This window comes from Enterococcus sp. C53, assembly GCF_040887425.1.
Taxonomy (GTDB): Bacteria; Bacillota; Bacilli; order Lactobacillales; family Enterococcaceae; genus Enterococcus_B; species Enterococcus_B hirae.
Map to the genome: position 1 here is coordinate 72,240 of NZ_JBFOFT010000003.1, position 15,630 is coordinate 87,869.

The 15,630-nt window shown below is 33.7% G+C and carries 14 protein-coding genes; 12 read left to right on the forward strand and 2 right to left on the reverse strand.

The window, feature by feature from the left end:
• The first annotated feature begins 19 nt into the window (after positions 1-19).
• The 11 genes from AB3I42_RS05300 to AB3I42_RS05350 all read left to right on the forward strand — a co-directional run bounded on the left by AB3I42_RS05300 (position 20) and on the right by AB3I42_RS05350 (position 12,033).
• Positions 20-2,539, forward strand: coding sequence for an ATP-binding protein (locus AB3I42_RS05300; protein ID WP_368022366.1), 2,520 nt, complete (start codon positions 20-22; stop codon positions 2,537-2,539).
• Between the two features lie 11 nt (positions 2,540-2,550).
• Positions 2,551-4,653, forward strand: coding sequence for a CD3337/EF1877 family mobilome membrane protein (locus AB3I42_RS05305; RefSeq protein WP_368014312.1), 2,103 nt, complete (start codon positions 2,551-2,553; stop codon positions 4,651-4,653).
• Complete coding sequence (locus AB3I42_RS05310; RefSeq protein ID WP_368014313.1) at positions 4,643-5,782, forward strand: glucosaminidase domain-containing protein; 1,140 nt, start codon at positions 4,643-4,645, stop codon at positions 5,780-5,782. Before AB3I42_RS05305 ends, AB3I42_RS05310 begins: the two co-directional genes overlap by 11 nt.
• A 113-nt stretch (positions 5,783-5,895) precedes the next feature.
• Entirely contained in the window at positions 5,896-6,396 is a 501-nt protein-coding gene (locus AB3I42_RS05315) for an EF0163 family protein (protein ID WP_368014314.1), read from the forward strand.
• A 39-nt stretch (positions 6,397-6,435) separates the two neighbouring features.
• Entirely contained in the window at positions 6,436-6,849 is a 414-nt protein-coding gene (locus tag AB3I42_RS05320) for a hypothetical protein (protein ID WP_368014315.1), read from the forward strand.
• A 67-nt stretch (positions 6,850-6,916) separates the two neighbouring features.
• A complete protein-coding gene (locus AB3I42_RS05325) occupies positions 6,917-7,027 on the forward strand; it encodes a DUF3173 family protein (RefSeq protein ID WP_143352787.1) in 111 nt (36 codons plus the stop codon).
• A gap of 480 nt (positions 7,028-7,507) precedes the next feature.
• Entirely contained in the window at positions 7,508-7,684 is a 177-nt protein-coding gene (locus AB3I42_RS05330; protein ID WP_081201481.1) for a leucocin A/sakacin P family class II bacteriocin, read from the forward strand.
• 101 nt (positions 7,685-7,785) lie between these two features.
• Positions 7,786-9,846: a peptidase domain-containing ABC transporter gene (locus AB3I42_RS05335; RefSeq protein ID WP_368022367.1), complete on the forward strand. Its 2,061-nt coding sequence runs from the start codon at positions 7,786-7,788 to the stop codon at positions 9,844-9,846.
• Between the two features lie 59 nt (positions 9,847-9,905).
• On the forward strand, positions 9,906-10,202 hold the full coding sequence (locus tag AB3I42_RS05340; RefSeq protein WP_048340601.1) for a bacteriocin immunity protein: 297 nt from the start codon (positions 9,906-9,908) through the stop codon (positions 10,200-10,202).
• 411 nt (positions 10,203-10,613) lie between these two features.
• Positions 10,614-10,823 (forward strand): DUF3173 domain-containing protein, encoded by a 210-nt coding sequence (locus AB3I42_RS05345; protein ID WP_038811063.1) that lies wholly within the window; start codon positions 10,614-10,616, stop codon positions 10,821-10,823.
• Positions 10,816-12,033, forward strand: coding sequence for a site-specific integrase (locus AB3I42_RS05350; protein WP_081201487.1), 1,218 nt, complete (start codon positions 10,816-10,818; stop codon positions 12,031-12,033). The genes AB3I42_RS05345 and AB3I42_RS05350 overlap by 8 nt, the downstream gene beginning before the upstream one ends.
• Positions 12,034-12,070: 37 nt before the next feature.
• Here AB3I42_RS05350 and guaA read toward each other — a convergent pair whose 3' ends face one another.
• Both guaA and coaA read right to left on the reverse strand, forming a co-directional pair.
• Positions 12,071-13,636 (reverse strand): glutamine-hydrolyzing GMP synthase, encoded by a 1,566-nt coding sequence (gene guaA, locus AB3I42_RS05355; protein ID WP_010720480.1) that lies wholly within the window; start codon positions 13,634-13,636, stop codon positions 12,071-12,073.
• A gap of 59 nt (positions 13,637-13,695) precedes the next feature.
• The gene (gene coaA, locus AB3I42_RS05360; RefSeq protein WP_010720479.1) at positions 13,696-14,619 is read right to left on the reverse strand and encodes a type I pantothenate kinase; all 924 of its coding nucleotides are present in this window, start codon (positions 14,617-14,619) and stop codon (positions 13,696-13,698) included.
• 250 nt (positions 14,620-14,869) lie between these two features.
• Between coaA and AB3I42_RS05365 the strand changes: the two genes are divergently transcribed.
• Positions 14,870-15,475 (forward strand): class I SAM-dependent methyltransferase, encoded by a 606-nt coding sequence (locus tag AB3I42_RS05365; RefSeq protein ID WP_010736788.1) that lies wholly within the window; start codon positions 14,870-14,872, stop codon positions 15,473-15,475.
• Positions 15,476-15,630: the final 155 nt, after the last annotated feature.

Consider the following 15,630-nt stretch of genomic DNA (forward strand, 5'->3'; position numbering starts at 1 on the left):
TTTAGAAAGAAGGAAAAGTATGATTACTGTGGAAAGCCCGCTTAAAGCGTTAAAAGATCACTTAATGTTAAACAATGAAGGAGATATTTGGGGCTATTATGAAGTTACGCCTAAAACAATTTCTCAAAATAATCCCAAAGCCATGCAAGACAATAAAGAAATGATGGCAAGTTTATTGAACCTTTTACGGACATATGAAGACATTGATTTAACCATGTATCCTAGAACCCTAAATTTAAGAAGTCGATTTGATAAATTAGCCGAAGGATTTGATCCTAAAAGCCGAGAAATTGGCGAGTATTACGCCAATGAAACCATTCATGTGTTAGAACAAGAATTAGGTAATGTTTATCGTCCGTCTTTTTTGTTAGGGGTAAAAATCAAAGATGCCTATATTGCAGAAGACGTAAAGGAATTGGCGAAAAAGATGTCAGACGCTGTTGTCCAAGAAATAGTCTCTCTTGTTGGCTATGAAATAGCTGATCCTAGTGCTTTATTTGAACAAGTGAAGCTGTCAGAACAAGAACTGACGCAGATTTTATTTTCCTATTCCATTCGTCCATTGTCTAAAAATGAAATGATTTATGCGAATCGCATGCAATATATCCGAGGAATGAAACATAAGATTGAAGATGAAAATTGTATTACGAATGTACAAAATATTCAATCTTCCGTTTTAAGTCCTTTGAAAACGGGAAAAGGAATTTTAAAAATAGAAGATGAATTAGGCGAAAGTTATGTGTCGTTTTTACCTGTTGGGAAGTTTCCTGACAATATGAAAAATATCAATTTATTCCAATTTGTACAAGATTTGCGTTTTCCAGTGGAGTTAAGAGTCAAATTACATTATCCCGAAATCAAAGGAGTAAATGGGGTATCTACTAAATTAGGGTGGTTAACGAATCGTTTTAAAGAAGAACAACAAGTACAAGAAGCAGAAGGCGGAGAAGCTTCCAGTCGTACGAAATCTATTCGCTTTTTAGCCAGCGCCTTGCGTGAAAAGTTAGAACAAAATCAACCAGTGATGGATTGGTTGGCTTGTTTAGTCGTCTACGGTCAAACAAGAGAAGAAGTGAGAGAACGTTCCTTACAGATTATTAAGTCTTTAGATGATGTAATCAAGGTTTATAAAGGGAAAAAAGATCAATTTTCTTTGTTTTATAAAATGGCAATGGGACAAGCTTTAGGTGCACAAAAACACTGGGTACAACGAACGACGTGTGAAGCAGTCGCAGAATTGTTATTTGCGACGATTGAAGAGCTAGGGATGAGTTCAGGAAATTATATTGGTCGATTAGATGTATTAGGCACAGAAGGCTCTAGGGGCGAAAAAACGCCATTAGAAGAGTTTATCTATGCGTCTAATAAATATGTCTTTCTGAATCCTTTAGCGATTGCAGAAGGGATCACAGGGGCATTATATGACGCTCCCCATATTGCGGTAACTGGTAAAACAGGGAAAGGAAAATCGTTCTTAGTTGGCTTGCTATTTCTATATAGTTCCTTTTTAGATGTACAAAGTTTGTTTGTAGATCCAAAAGGCGAAAAAAGAAAATGGTTTAAGAAAGTGATCCATGATCCCTACTATCAAGAAAACTATCCTTTGTTTGTAAAGCACTTGGAAAGCTTTAACTATGTCACGTTAGACGCTTCAAAGAAAAGTAATTATGGGGTACTTGATCCAATGATTTACCTTGATCGGAACAACGCGAAACAAGTAGCACAAGATATGATCGATGAATTAAGCCCATTGAAAAATAATTTCTTGTTAAAAGGGGCGGTACTTAGTTCTATAGAACAAGTGCTAAACCAGCGAGATCAACATGAAACAGTGGGGTTAATGAAAGTGATTGACTTGTTACGTTCGCACGAGAACAAAACAGTCAAGGAATATGGCGATTTTCTTTACTTAACGATTAATGATTCCATTTTACGATTAGGCTTCTCCTATGGCGAAAATGCTGGACTGAGTTTCCATGAGAAAGTCACGATTTTAGAAATTCAAGATTTAAAATTGCCAAAAGATGGGCTTGATCCTTCGTTGTATAGTGACGCTGACAGGAAATCTTTGTGCTTAATGATTAGTCTAGGACGTTTTTGTGAAATGTTTGGAAAACGAGATATCTCGCATAAAACAGCGATTTATTTTACAGAAGCTTGGGTCTTTAACAAGTCAAACTCTGGACGTGCGATTATTAGTGCAATGGCTCGTGTCGGTCGTTCACAGATGAATCAATTGGTTTTAGATACGCAGTTTATTGATGACTTAGGGTCTGATGATGAAAAAGGGAATTTTGGTGTGGTTTTTGCTTTTGATGAAGATAGCGAACGAGAAAAAATTCTTCACCATTTAGGACTTGAAGTGAACGAGAAAAACTTGAAAGAAATGAAACGAATGATTAAAGGTCAATGTTGGATGCGTGATCCCTATGGACGGTTTGGCAAACTGAATGTTCATTGTCCGTTTGAAGAAATGGCAGCCGCACTCAAAACAACAGAAAAAACAAGTAATAGTGAAGCAGAAGAACAGGTGGCATAGGAGGTGCTTTTGTGAAGTTCTTAAAAAAACTGAATATAGGTAAAAAGAAAGCTTTGTTTCTGACTGGAACAGGGCTTTTTTACTTATTGATTCGCACAGTGCCAGCGTTGGCAGTAGGAAAGAATTTAACAGATATTTACAAGGTAGGAACGTACCATATTGATACGTTTTCTTCTTACATGGTAGATGCTGATTTTTCTTTAACCAGTGTGATCTTTGGCGATACTGGGGTTGCTTTCTTCAAAATGATTTCTAATGGTGGTTTTTATGTAGACAAGTTGATGTGGCAAGTAAATGACGCTATTATTGAGAAATTATATAAAGGAGCAGAAATGGATCACTTGATCCATACTTTCTTTACGTTTTCGCAAAATATCTATAATAGTTTATTTAATGTGTTCGGGTTAACTTTAATTGGTGTTTATGTGTTGTACGTGTTTTATTTAAAGATGTTTAAGTCGCCACAACGTGCAACAAGTGCGTTTGTAAAAATGTGTTTGGTGGTCGGATTTTCAGTTGTTTGGTTCGGTCATGGAAATGTAGCGAGTCAAGGTGAAAAATTTACCAAAAATATTGATACGTGGTCAACTTCTGTGGAAGGACTGATTTTTCAGGCAACGAATGGTGTAGAAGGACTGGAAGTTGCGACAAATAGTGATGATGCCATTAAACAAATTCGGAACATGTATTATCAAAAAGCGGTGGTTGATCCGTATTTGTTGTTAAACTACGGAACCACTAATTTACAAGAATTAGATCATGCAAGTATTGATCCCACAGAGTTTTTGAGTAAAAAATATACAGATAAAGAAAAAAAAACTATTGATACGAATCTGGGTGAAGCTAAAAAAGAGGACAAAAATGAAACCTATCGTCAGTATATCAAGCCTGAAATGGGTCTGTATAAAGCGGTAATCGGCGTAGCTACGCCAGTGTTAAATATGACAATTGGAAATCCTATTTTAATAATTGGAATGGTACGTTTTATCTTCCAATTAGGTGCAATGTTGATGTTGATTGCTCTTCCTTTTCTTCTGCTTTTGTCTTTTTTCCCGACATTAGATTATTTGCTTTTTAAAGGATTCCGTTCGTTTGTTGGTTTTATGTTTCAGAAATCCATTTATAGTGTATTGATCTTAGTCGCATTTTTAGTGTTCAATGTCGTGGATACGTTGATTCCTATGGGGACAATCGTTTCCTTTATTGTCAATATGATGATTAAAGGAATCATTGGATTGATTGCTTTCTTCAAACGAAAAGCCATTTTGCAAAAGCTAGGATTAGGACAGGCAGATGCGACGCTTCGTACGGTTAAGCATGGTGCCAAACAAGCGAAACAGGAAACAAAAGAGCGAGTTCGTTCGGGGATTGATCGGACGCAAAAATTAGCGTTAAAAACAGCGTCAGTCGCTGGTTATGGCTATCGTGGGGGAAAAGCTACGATTAATGGGATTCAATCCCTGAATCGTAACTTGCAGAACCTTAAAAATCGTCCGAATGAAGCTACGCCTACTAATGGTCGTGTTATTAATCCTATGGAAATTGGCATGCGGAATAAACAACAAATTCCATATTCAGGTAAGAAAGTGATCTATGGGAATCACATAAAAGGACAACCTTCTAATTTAACCAAAGAAGGTGTGACCGCTCCTGTAGGGTTACCATTTAATCCGATGAAAAATCGAACGGTGCAAAATGGAGAACAAAGTCAAAAGATGAATCCGCCAAGATTAATGACTTTAACTCGCAACCCGATCAATTATGCAGGACAAAAAATTCCATTGATTAATCGAACGATACCACGTGTAACATTGGATTCTCGTTATAGCCAGCCACGTGAAAATGTGCGTCGTTTGAATCATAGCAACGTCAGAATAACTCGAACACCAATTGATCGCACAGGACAAAAAATTCCTTTAACAAATCCATATACGCCACATTTAGTATTGGATAAAAAATTCCATTCAGATGTCAAACAAGTTCAAAATGTAACGAATCAATATCGAAAAGAAGTACAGCCGATAGAGGAAAAAGTGATAAAGAAAAAACAAATCCAAACTTTGCCAAGCGGACGTACACCACAAAAAAAGCTAGGTGGCGTTTATGAAAAATAAAGGCTGTTTTGGTTGCTTTGGTTGTCTTGGGTTACTTGTTCTTCTTGTCATGTCGTTTCTGTTGTTTTTCTTAGGTATGGATGATTCTGATACAAGTGGATCAACTGCTGGTGGAACAGAATTTAATGGTGTATATACGGAAGATTTACCTTCTTATCCTGAAATCAAAGGAGTTGGAAATGTACCTGATGAAATCGCCCAATTAGCGGTAGGATCGGCTGTAAAGTATCACTTATTGCCGAGTGTCATAATTAGTCAATGGGCTTATGAAAGTGAATGGGGGCATTCTGCGTCTGCTAAAAACGACAATAATTTTTTCGGAATCACTTGGTTTGAAGGGTGTCCTTTTCCGAAAGGGACAGCTCGTGGTGTCGGCGGTTCAGAAGGTGGAAATTATATGAAATTTCCGAATAAAAAATCAGCCTTTAGTTATTATGGCTATATGGTAGCTTCTCAAACTAATTTTAATGCGTGTATAGGAAACAAGAGTCCAGAACAATGCTTGTTGACGTTAGGGCGCGGGGGATATGCTGCAGCAGGAATTACAATGAATAGCCCATACTTTACAGGTTGTATGTCCATTATTAAGTCGAATAATCTGACCCAGTATGATGATTTTGCGATCAAAAACTGGAAAGATTTTGGCGGGAACACAGGTGGTTCAGTTGGTGGTGGCTGGGGATGGCCATTTCCTGACGCTGGACAAGGTTCTTTTGCAGGCGGTCAATTATTTGGGAAAAATCCTGGTGGGGAATTTCGAGAAAATGGTTTTCATGACGGATTGGATTTTGGATCGGTGGATCACCCTGGAAATGAAATTCATGCCATTCATGGTGGAACGGTCACTTATGTTGGAAATCCCGGTATTTCGGGGTTAGGTGCTTGTGTGATTGTCATTAATGACAGTGGATTGAATATGGTTTATCAAGAGTTCGCCACAAGTACCAGCAATGCAAAGGTTAAAGTAGGCGATAAGGTCAAATTGGGAGACGTAATCGGTATACGTGATACAGAACATTTACATTTAGGAATCACGAAAAAAGATTGGCTACAAGCGGAATCGAGTGCGTTTACTGATAATGGGACGTGGCTTGATCCATTAAAAATTATCACCACTGGTAAATATTAATTGTTCGCTTTTTGTGTTTGATTTTTTCCCATTTTTCTTGACTGCAGTTGGAAAAATAAATGCAAAAAGCGAATATTGTTTTTGAAGTCAAATTTTTGGAAAAGAGGGAAATAATGAAACGAATTACTTGTATTATTTTATTGTTGATCGGTCTTCTATTTGTTGGAGTGAAGTATCATGAATTACAAGAAAAGTATCACGATCACGAAGCTACGATCACGAAGTTAAAAAAAGAAAAAAGTGAGAAGTCAATTGTCATATCTGAGCCACAAACTGATAGTAACAGAGAAAAAGACGATAAAACAAAAGAAATCCTAGAATCTTTTGTGTACTCTTATGTTAATTTCCACTCTATTGATGATCGAAATCAATCAGTGATGGATTTTGTAACAGAAGACTGTCAAAAAGAAAATGCGCTTGATGTAAAAGTTCATGCGGATTTTGATAGTAAGGGAACGATTGAAAGTAGCTATCAAAGTATAGCTGATCCAGATAGTTTTATTGTGTTAGGAAAAGAAGAAAGCCGTGGAGCGTCTCACGCGTTCTTGATGAATGTTCATTTTATCAATGACAAAATAGATTCTTATACTTACAAATATATGGCACAAAACTAAATAGTGTTTGTTATAATAAGATAAAAAGGAGTTTTTTCAATGAAACGTTTTGTAGGTGTTGCTTTGTTATTAATCTCTTTAGGGATTTTTGGGGCTTGTGGTAGTCAAACCAATAAACTTGATGAGAAGGCTCAAAAAGCAGAAAAAGAGGTGCTTAGTTATTGGAATGAACTACACAAAGAAAAACGAGAAGAAGAACATGGTTCTACATTTGAAGGAAAGTTAACAGAGAAAGATGTAGAAAAAGTTTATTACTCTGGAAAAGATTTTAATGAGTATGTTTTTGTCACAAAAGTTCAATTGTATTCTGATCCTCAATTAAAGGAAAAAGAAAATGAAATTACTAATTACTATATGTATAAAAATGGTGATTCAAATGTAATCAGTGATAAAGAATTTGAACAGTTGATTAAAGATAAAAGTAATCATTTCGAGAAAATTTACCAAGAATAATAAATAGAAATTAAGGACATTGCTTATACAGCAATGTTTTTTTTTATAAAATTAGGAGAGGATTTGAATGGAGAAAGTAGAAAAAAAGTATGATGTCATGATTGATCGTAATTGTTTAATTGAAATGGGATTTAAAACTAGTCAAGCTTCAAAAATTATTCGAGCTTCTAAAGAATAATGGGCAAACGATGAAGGATAGCGTAAGACAAATAGCAGTTTACTTCTCTCTAATGATCAATATGTTATTTTAATTTAAATTAGGTAAGTGATCACATGGTAAAAAAGTTAAGACATAAAGTATTATGACAAGAATATGAAGTGAATTTATGATTTGTATTTTTTATGGACGAATATATTTAAAAAATTTCTGGGTTAATTTCAATAGGGATAACTCAGTCTTTAAAGAGAAAATGAAATATTGTAATACTACGTAATTTCACAAAAAATATATTTACGATTATGATGCTAAAAATAACTTTTATGAATTCAAAATATATGTTTATGAAATCCGTTTCCATATTCTATGAATTTAAAATTTCGGATGACAAAAACGTTAGTTAAAATAACTTAAATGTAAGTTATTTTAATATAAATAATGTGCTACCATTCTAAATAAGAACAATTATATATTGTTCAAAAATGAAAGAAGGAATGAAGTATGGAAAAATTAACTGTGAAAGAAATGTCGCAAGTAGTTGGCGGAAAGTACTATGGTAACGGAGTATCATGTAATAAAAAGGGATGTAGTGTTGATTGGGGAAAAGCTATTGGTATTATTGGAAATAATGCTGCTGCTAATTTAGCTACTGGCGGAAAAGCAGGGTGGAAAGGTTAATTTAGTTATTTTGTTTTGTATATGAATACATTTTCGAATACTCATTCATTAAAATATCTGGATGAGTATTCATATTTATAGGTGATTTTTTGAGAATAAAATTGATAAAACAATATAATGAAGTTGACTGTGGTCTTGCTTGTATGCAGATGATCTTAAATAATTATCATTCATGGGTTTCTGTAGAAATATTAAGAGACTTAACAGAAACTGATTCTGAAGGTACCAGTGCATTAGGGATAGTGAGCGGTTTTTCTAAAGTAGGGATAAATTGTGAAGCATATAAAGCTCGCAATAATGTATGGAAAGAAAATAAATTTAATTATCCAGTAATTGCTAACATAGTAACAGATAATCAATATCTTCATTATTGTATTGTATACGGCGTAAAAAAAAATAAATTATTAATAGCTGATCCTGCAATTGGAAAATACAAAGAATCAATAGAAACATTTGATAAAAAATGGACTGGTGTTATTTTAGTACCTAAAAAAATGCCTAATTTCCAAGCTATAGATAATAAATCAAAAAGTATCTTTTCATCAATAAAGTTGTTAAAAAAACAATATAAAAAATTATTATTTGTAACATTTATTTCATTTATAATAACGATTATAGGGATACTATCTAGTTATTATTTTAGAATTTTGGTAGATTGGTTGGTTCCTGATAGAGATTTTTTAAATCTTTTTATGATATCAGTTAGTTATATTATAGGTATATTTATAACAACAATATTTGAAATAGCCAGAAGATATATTTTAGAAAAATTAGGGCAAGATGTAGGTAGAGATATTTTATTTAAATATTTAGAACATATTTTTGTTTTACCTGTTTCCTTTTTTTCTAAAAGGAAAACTGGAGATATAGTATCTAGATTCTCTGATGCTAATAAAATCATAGAAGCTTTAGCTAGCTTTACAATATCTATTTTATTAGATTTAAGTTCAGTTATAGTTGTAGGGCTGATACTGATTAACATTAATAAACAATTGTTTTTAATAACTTTAAGTTCTATACCTTTTTATATTATAATTATTTTAGGATCGAATAAAAAGATGATTCGATTAAATGTAGAAGAGATGCAAAAGAATTCAATATTAGATTCAAACTTTATTGAATCATTAAACGGTATATATACTATAAAAGCACTTTGTAGTGAGAAAAAAATTGTAAACCAAATATATAAAAGTTTAAATGATTTTTTTGATGTATCATTAAAACGAAATATGTATGATTCTGTAACTCAAAATTTAAAAATAATGATATCTTTTTTAACGTCGGCGTTTGTATTGTGGATTGGTTCATATGATATTATTAATGGTAAAATTACAATAGGAGAATTAATATCTTTCAATTCATTATCTATATTTTTCTCTGCACCTATACAAAACATAATAAATCTACAAGAAAAATTTCAAAAAGCACAAGTGGCAAATACTCGACTTAACGATGTATTTTCTATAGATCATGAAGACAAAGATAAGCTTATTCATTTGGAACGATTACCTGAAAACTCAATAATTACATTTGAAAATGTATATTTTACTTATTCTTCCAAATATTCTAACGTATTAGATAATATAAATCTTTCTTTACCTCTAAACAAAAACATAGGAATAAAAGGTGATAGTGGTGTGGGAAAGTCAACTTTAGCACAACTTCTAGCTGGATTTTATGTACCAGATAGCGGGAAAATTTGTATAAATGAGAAAAATATTGAAAATATTAATAGAAAAGACTTACGTAAATTAATTACTTATGTTCCTCAAGAATCTTTTATTGTGAGTGGATCTATTAAAGATAATTTAGTTTTAGGTTTAGAAAGTGTCCCTAATGAAAAAGAATTTGATAAAGTATTGAAAGATACTTGTTTGTGGAGTTTTATTAATGAGCTTCCTCTGGGTCTTGATACGTATCTAGAAGAAAATGGAACGAATTTATCAGGTGGTCAAAAGCAAAGAATAGCTCTAGCAAGAGTTTTATTATCAGAAAGTAAAGTTTTATTGTTAGATGAAGCTACGAGTGCTCTAGATTCTAAAACTGAAATGCGACTTTTTGATAAGTTATTAACATACTCTAATAAGACATTAATAATAATATCCCATAACCTTAACTTAATAAACAAGTGCGATTTGATAATTGATTTAGATAAAAAGTGACTTCGAGAAATTATAATAAAATTATTTAAAAGTAAATTAAAATTAAGGAGGATTAATAAATGAGTAATTTAAAATGGTTTTCTGGCGGAGATGATCGAAGCAAAAGAGCAGAAATAATTATTACTGAATTATTAGATGATTTAGAGACAGATTTAGGAAATGATTCCCTTCGAATGGTATTGCAAACCTACCTTGGAAATCTGAAAAATGAAGGAACTTCAGTACCTTTAATTTTAAGTCGTATGAATTTAGAAATATCAAATGCAATAAAAAAAGACGGTGTATCTTTAAATGCAAAGCAATCAAAAAAATTAAAAGAATTGATGTCTATATCTAATATAAGATATGGTTATTAGTAATTTCCTTATTTCTTATATTAAATTAAAGATAATTAAATGAATAATAATTATACTTTAATATCTAAAATTATATGAAATATTTGGAAAACTATGAAATTTAAGTGTTCGCTAATAATTATTTCCTACTTTCAAGCTATTTGTAAACAAAAAGCAAATTTATTGACCCGTAAGGTCTAGGTGTGATCTTTATGACTAAGAGTAGAAATCAATCTGTTACAGATTTTGTAACAGAAAACCTTAAAAAAGTATATTTTTTAGAATTAGATTTCTAATGTGCATTTTTTGAGTATTAAGGAGCAAGTATACAAAAATTTATGAAGCTGATTAAATTTGAATAAAAATATGCAGGAACGCTACTATTTTTAGTAGTGTTCTTTTTTATATTTGAATAAAAAATGAGGTGTTTAAATGGTAGTTATAACAAAAAATGAATTAATGAAATTAGGTTATGGGAAGTATCAGTCTGAAAGAATCATACGACAGGCAAAAGCAATTATGGTTTCAAAAGGCTATACCTATTACGAAAATAGAAGATTAGGACTAGTACCTGTTGAATCTGTAGAAGAAGTTTTAGGTATGAAGATAGAGGTAGAGGAGGATTTTCAGAATCATGGTTAATTTTAAAAAAGATAAAAACGGGAAATATTATTTTACTGCTAGTTTGGGATTCGACAAACGAACAGGGAAAAGAGTACAAAAAAAACGTAGGGGGTTTAAAACAATTAAAGAAGCAAAAAAAGCGTATGCCGAACTTATTTCTAATTATGGAAAAGAAGCAGAAACTTCTCAAAGTACTATGTTGTTTGAGGAGTTTTTTTATAAATTATTCCTACCTTATTATCAAGGGAAAGTGGAAGAAAGAACATATAAAAATCGGTTATCTACAATCAAAAAAACTTTTTCTTATTTCTTTAAAATGGAGTTAAGAGAAATACGTCCAATTGACATTCAAAAGTGGCAAAATAATTTATTGAGCAAATATAAAAACTCTTATGTAAGAAACATATATGGGATTTTTCAGATGTCATTAGATCGAGCAGTTGTTTTGGGACTACTTGAAAAAAATCCTGCAAAAGTTATTGGAAATGTGAAGAAAAAGAAAACTGCAGTTGATTTTTGGACAAAAGAAGAATTTGAAAAAGTTATTTCAACTTTTTATATTGATGATTTGTACCAACATTTTGGTTTTATTTGTATTTGGTTACTTTTTATGACCGGTATGCGTTTGGGAGAAGCCACTGCATTAACTTGGAAAGATATTGATTTTGAAAATAAAAACTTGCGTGTGAATAAAACACTCTATTATAAGAATGCCAAAACCTATGAGTTTGTAGAACCAAAAACAGCTTCTAGTATTCGTACAATCGAACTAGACGACGATACAATTACCTTTTTAAAAGCTTGGAAGGAGCGTCAAGATTCAATAGGAGGCATGTCGTTTGTACTTTCTTATAATGGAATACCTACTCAGAAATATACAATCCGTCATATTATGAGAAGACATGCAACGATTGCTGGTGTTCATATGATCCGCATACATGGGTTAAGGCATAGTCATGCTTCTTTGCTTATATCACAACAAAAAGATGCACTTCGAATTAAGGAAAGGTTAGGACATGCTGATGTACAAACGACTTTAGGAACTTATGGTCATTTGTATCCAAATTCATTGAGAGAGATAGCGAATGATTTAACTGGATCTATCCAAACTAATTTTTCTAAAAGCAACCTGACACCTGAAACTAAGAATCAGTTTACGACAGATAAAAAAAGGAATAATGAACACAAGTGTGACCAAACTGTGACCACGCCAAAAGAAAACCGCTAGAAAACCTATAATATAGGCATTTCTAGCGGTTTATTTATTATTCCCACTCCACAGTTGCAGGTGGTTTAGAAGTGATGTCGTACACGATACGGTTGACGTGAGCGACTTCGTTTACGATGCGGACAGAGATTTTTTGTAAAACATCCCATGGGATACGGGCAAAGTCTGCTGTCATCCCATCAATAGAAGTGACTGCACGGATACCTACTGTATAGTCGTAAGTACGGCCATCGCCCATTACACCGACAGAGCGGATTCCTGGTAGAACAGTGAAATATTGCCAAATGTCACGATCTAAGCCAGCTGCTGCGATTTCTTCACGTAAGATCGCATCTGATTCACGGACGATTTCTAGTTTTTCTTCACTGATTTCACCCAAGACACGGATACCTAGACCAGGACCTGGGAAAGGTTGACGCCAAACGATTGAATCTGGCATTCCTAGTTGTGTTCCTAATTCACGGACTTCATCTTTGAATAATGTGTTCAAAGGTTCGATCAATTGGAATTGCATGTCTTCTGGTAGTCCACCCACGTTATGGTGAGATTTGATCGTTTGAGCAGTTTCCGTTCCACTTTCGATCACATCAGTATAAAGTGTTCCTTGGGCTAAGAAAGCAATTCCTTCTTCTCCCGCTAATTTTGTTGCTTCATCATCAAAAACATACACAAATTCATTACCAATGATTTTACGTTTTTGCTCAGGATCAGAAACGCCGGCTAACTTGTCTAAGAAACGTTTTCTTGCATCCACTTTGATAATATTTAGACCAAATTTCCCGCCTAAGCTTTCCATTACTTGGTCTGCTTCGCCTTTACGCAATAAACCATGGTCAACAAAGATGGAAGTTAGCTGATCACCGATTGCTTTTTGTAAAAGAACACCAACGACACTAGAATCCACGCCGCCAGAAAGTCCAAGCAATACTTTTTTATCGCCAACTTGTTCACGAATTTTTTCGATTTGCATATCGATGAAGTTATTCATTGTCCAGTTTCCTTCACAATGACAAACATCAAAAGCAAAATGACGGAGTAATTCGATTCCGTATTCAGAATGACGAACTTCTGCATGGAATTGGATACCATAGAAATTACGTTTTGTGTCTTGGATGGATGCGATCGGGCAGTCTTTACTTGTACCAACGATTTCAAATCCTTCAGGAACTTGGGTTACTAAGTCCCCGTGGCTCATCCAAACGGTTTGTTGTTTAGGTGTGTCATTGAACAATACTGCATCGTCACTGGTTACTTCTAACTGAGCTTTTCCGTATTCACGGTTTTTAGCTGGTTCAACTTTCCCACCTAGCTTATACGTAATCAATTGCATACCGTAGCAAATACCCAATACAGGAATCCCTAAGTTAAAGATTTCTGGATCGATTCCAAAAGCATTTTCATCATACACACTGTTAGGACCACCGGAAAGAATGATTCCTTTTGGATTCATTGCTTTTACTTCTTCAGCAGAAACCCGATGGCTCAATAATTCAGAAAAAACTCCTAAATCACGGATGCGTCGTGTAATCAATTGGTTATACTGGCTACCGTAGTCTAATACGATAATCTTTTCAACGTTTGTCATGTCGGCAACGTTTGTCACATTTATTACCCCTATCCCTTTAAATTTTATCTCAAAATAGAATAAACTATTTTAAAATGCTAATATTTTCGCATGAAAATCGAATCGATAATATGATTTTCAGTTTTATGGAGAATTATATCTGCTCTGCCACGAGTAGGCAAGATATATTCGTTTAAATTTTTCAAATTCACATTTTTCCATACTTCTTGCGCCATTTTAAATGCATCGTCACGATCGCCAATAGCAAATTGATAGTAATAATTTTGTGGATTTTGAAAAGCGGTGTCGAGTAAGGCACCGAATCGATCTAAATACCATTTTTCAATTAATGATGAATCAGCATCAACATAAACAGAAAAATCAAAAAAATCACTGACATAGATTTGTTGATTAGCAGGCAGTTGCAGCGTGTTGATTCCTTCAACAATCAGAATATCAGGTTGTTGGATCAATTCATATTCGCCAGGAATGATATTGTAAATGTCATGTGAATAAACAGGTACTTTTATTTCTTCCTGACCGGATTTTACTCGATTAAGAAAATCGATCAACATCTCCATATCATAACTTTCTGGGAATCCTTTACGATTCATGATCCCTCGTTCTTTTAACGTTTCATTAGGATATAAAAAACCATCAGTTGTAATCAACTGAACATTCCTGCGTTTAAATGTACGTGATAAGATCGTTTGTAACAGGCGAGCTGTTGTGCTTTTTCCAACGGCAACACTCCCAGCAATTCCAATAATAAATGGCGGTACTTCGACATATTTATGAAGAAATAGACCTTTACTTAATGAAAGAGATTCAAATTCTTTCATATATAGATAAATCAAATGAGCAAGAGGAACATAGATATCTCGAACATCTTGCATTGAAATACGGTCATTTAAACTTTTGATGTTATCTAGCTCGTCTTGGGTCAAAGGTGCTTGTCCATTACGATAAAATTCACGCCATTCTTCTCTTGCCACACGGTAGTAGTTCATTGGATCATTCATAATAGCCTCCTGCATTCTCCCATCAATGGAATCATTTTAACATAAAACACGGCTAAACCCCACCACTAAACGAGAATGGTTATAAGTCTCTTATTTTTAACTGAATAAATAAAAAGGATGACATATCAAAATTCATTCTGTTCGTGTTTCTGATCAACTATTTATTTAAACTAGGAAAAATAGACATTGCATGCCAATTGATAAAAGGATAGACTAAGAAACAAGAAACAATATAAAAAGGATGAACGATATGACGAATCATTATTATTCGCAAGAGCCAACGACAGAACATGACTTTGAACAATGGTCATTTGAATTAAAAGGAAAAAACTTCCAATTTGTAACAGATTCAGGAGTATTTTCACGTGAAACAGTCGACTTTGGTTCACGAGTGTTAATTGATACCTTTAATTGGGAAGAGCTGCCAGCTGATGGCAAAATTTTGGATGTTGGTTGTGGCTATGGTCCGATTGGATTGGCGATCGCTTTTGCTAGTCAGCGATTTGTTGAGATGGTCGATATTAACTCTCGGGCAGTAGAATTAGCTCAAGGAAATGCGAACCGCAATGGGATCAAACAGGTGGATATTCATCAATCGAATATCTATGAAGCAGTTCATGAAGAAACTTATGCAGCAATCGTCAGCAATCCGCCAATTCGTGCCGGTAAAAAAGTGGTACACGAAATTTTAACCGAAGCATATCCAAGGTTAAAATCGGGTGGAACACTAACCATTGTCATTCAAAAAAAACAAGGGGCTCCTAGTGCGAAAAGCAAAATGGCAGAGACCTTTGGGAATGCTGAAATCGTCCATAAAGAGAAAGGGTACTATATCATCAAAAGTATCAAAGAATAACTGTTTGATTGTGGTGTTTGAGACTAAATAAAAAGCTATGACAAAATAACACACTCTAAAAGCAACCGAAGAATCCTAAAATAGAAGTAACTATTTTCGGGTCCTTCGGTTTATTTTTGTCCCTTTCTTTCTATTAAAAAACAGGCGATAGGTAC

Bases quoted from the DNA above. Each gene is read 5' to 3' on its own strand.
- AB3I42_RS05300 (WP_368022366.1), top strand. From the start codon at position 20: ATGATTACTGTGGAAAGCCCGCTTAAAGCGTTAAAAGATCACTTAATG.
- AB3I42_RS05310 (WP_368014313.1), top strand. From the start codon at position 4,643: ATGAAAAATAAAGGCTGTTTTGGTTGCTTTGGTTGTCTTGGGTTACTT.
- AB3I42_RS05315 (WP_368014314.1), top strand. From the start codon at position 5,896: ATGAAACGAATTACTTGTATTATTTTATTGTTGATCGGTCTTCTATTT.
- AB3I42_RS05320 (WP_368014315.1), top strand. From the start codon at position 6,436: ATGAAACGTTTTGTAGGTGTTGCTTTGTTATTAATCTCTTTAGGGATT.
- AB3I42_RS05325 (WP_143352787.1), top strand. From the start codon at position 6,917: ATGGAGAAAGTAGAAAAAAAGTATGATGTCATGATTGATCGTAATTGT.
- AB3I42_RS05330 (WP_081201481.1), top strand. From the start codon at position 7,508: ATGGAAAAATTAACTGTGAAAGAAATGTCGCAAGTAGTTGGCGGAAAG.
- AB3I42_RS05340 (WP_048340601.1), top strand. From the start codon at position 9,906: ATGAGTAATTTAAAATGGTTTTCTGGCGGAGATGATCGAAGCAAAAGA.
- AB3I42_RS05345 (WP_038811063.1), top strand. From the start codon at position 10,614: ATGGTAGTTATAACAAAAAATGAATTAATGAAATTAGGTTATGGGAAG.
- AB3I42_RS05350 (WP_081201487.1), top strand. From the start codon at position 10,816: ATGGTTAATTTTAAAAAAGATAAAAACGGGAAATATTATTTTACTGCT.
- coaA (WP_010720479.1), bottom strand. From the start codon at position 14,619: ATGAATGATCCAATGAACTACTACCGTGTGGCAAGAGAAGAATGGCGT.
- AB3I42_RS05365 (WP_010736788.1), top strand. From the start codon at position 14,870: ATGACGAATCATTATTATTCGCAAGAGCCAACGACAGAACATGACTTT.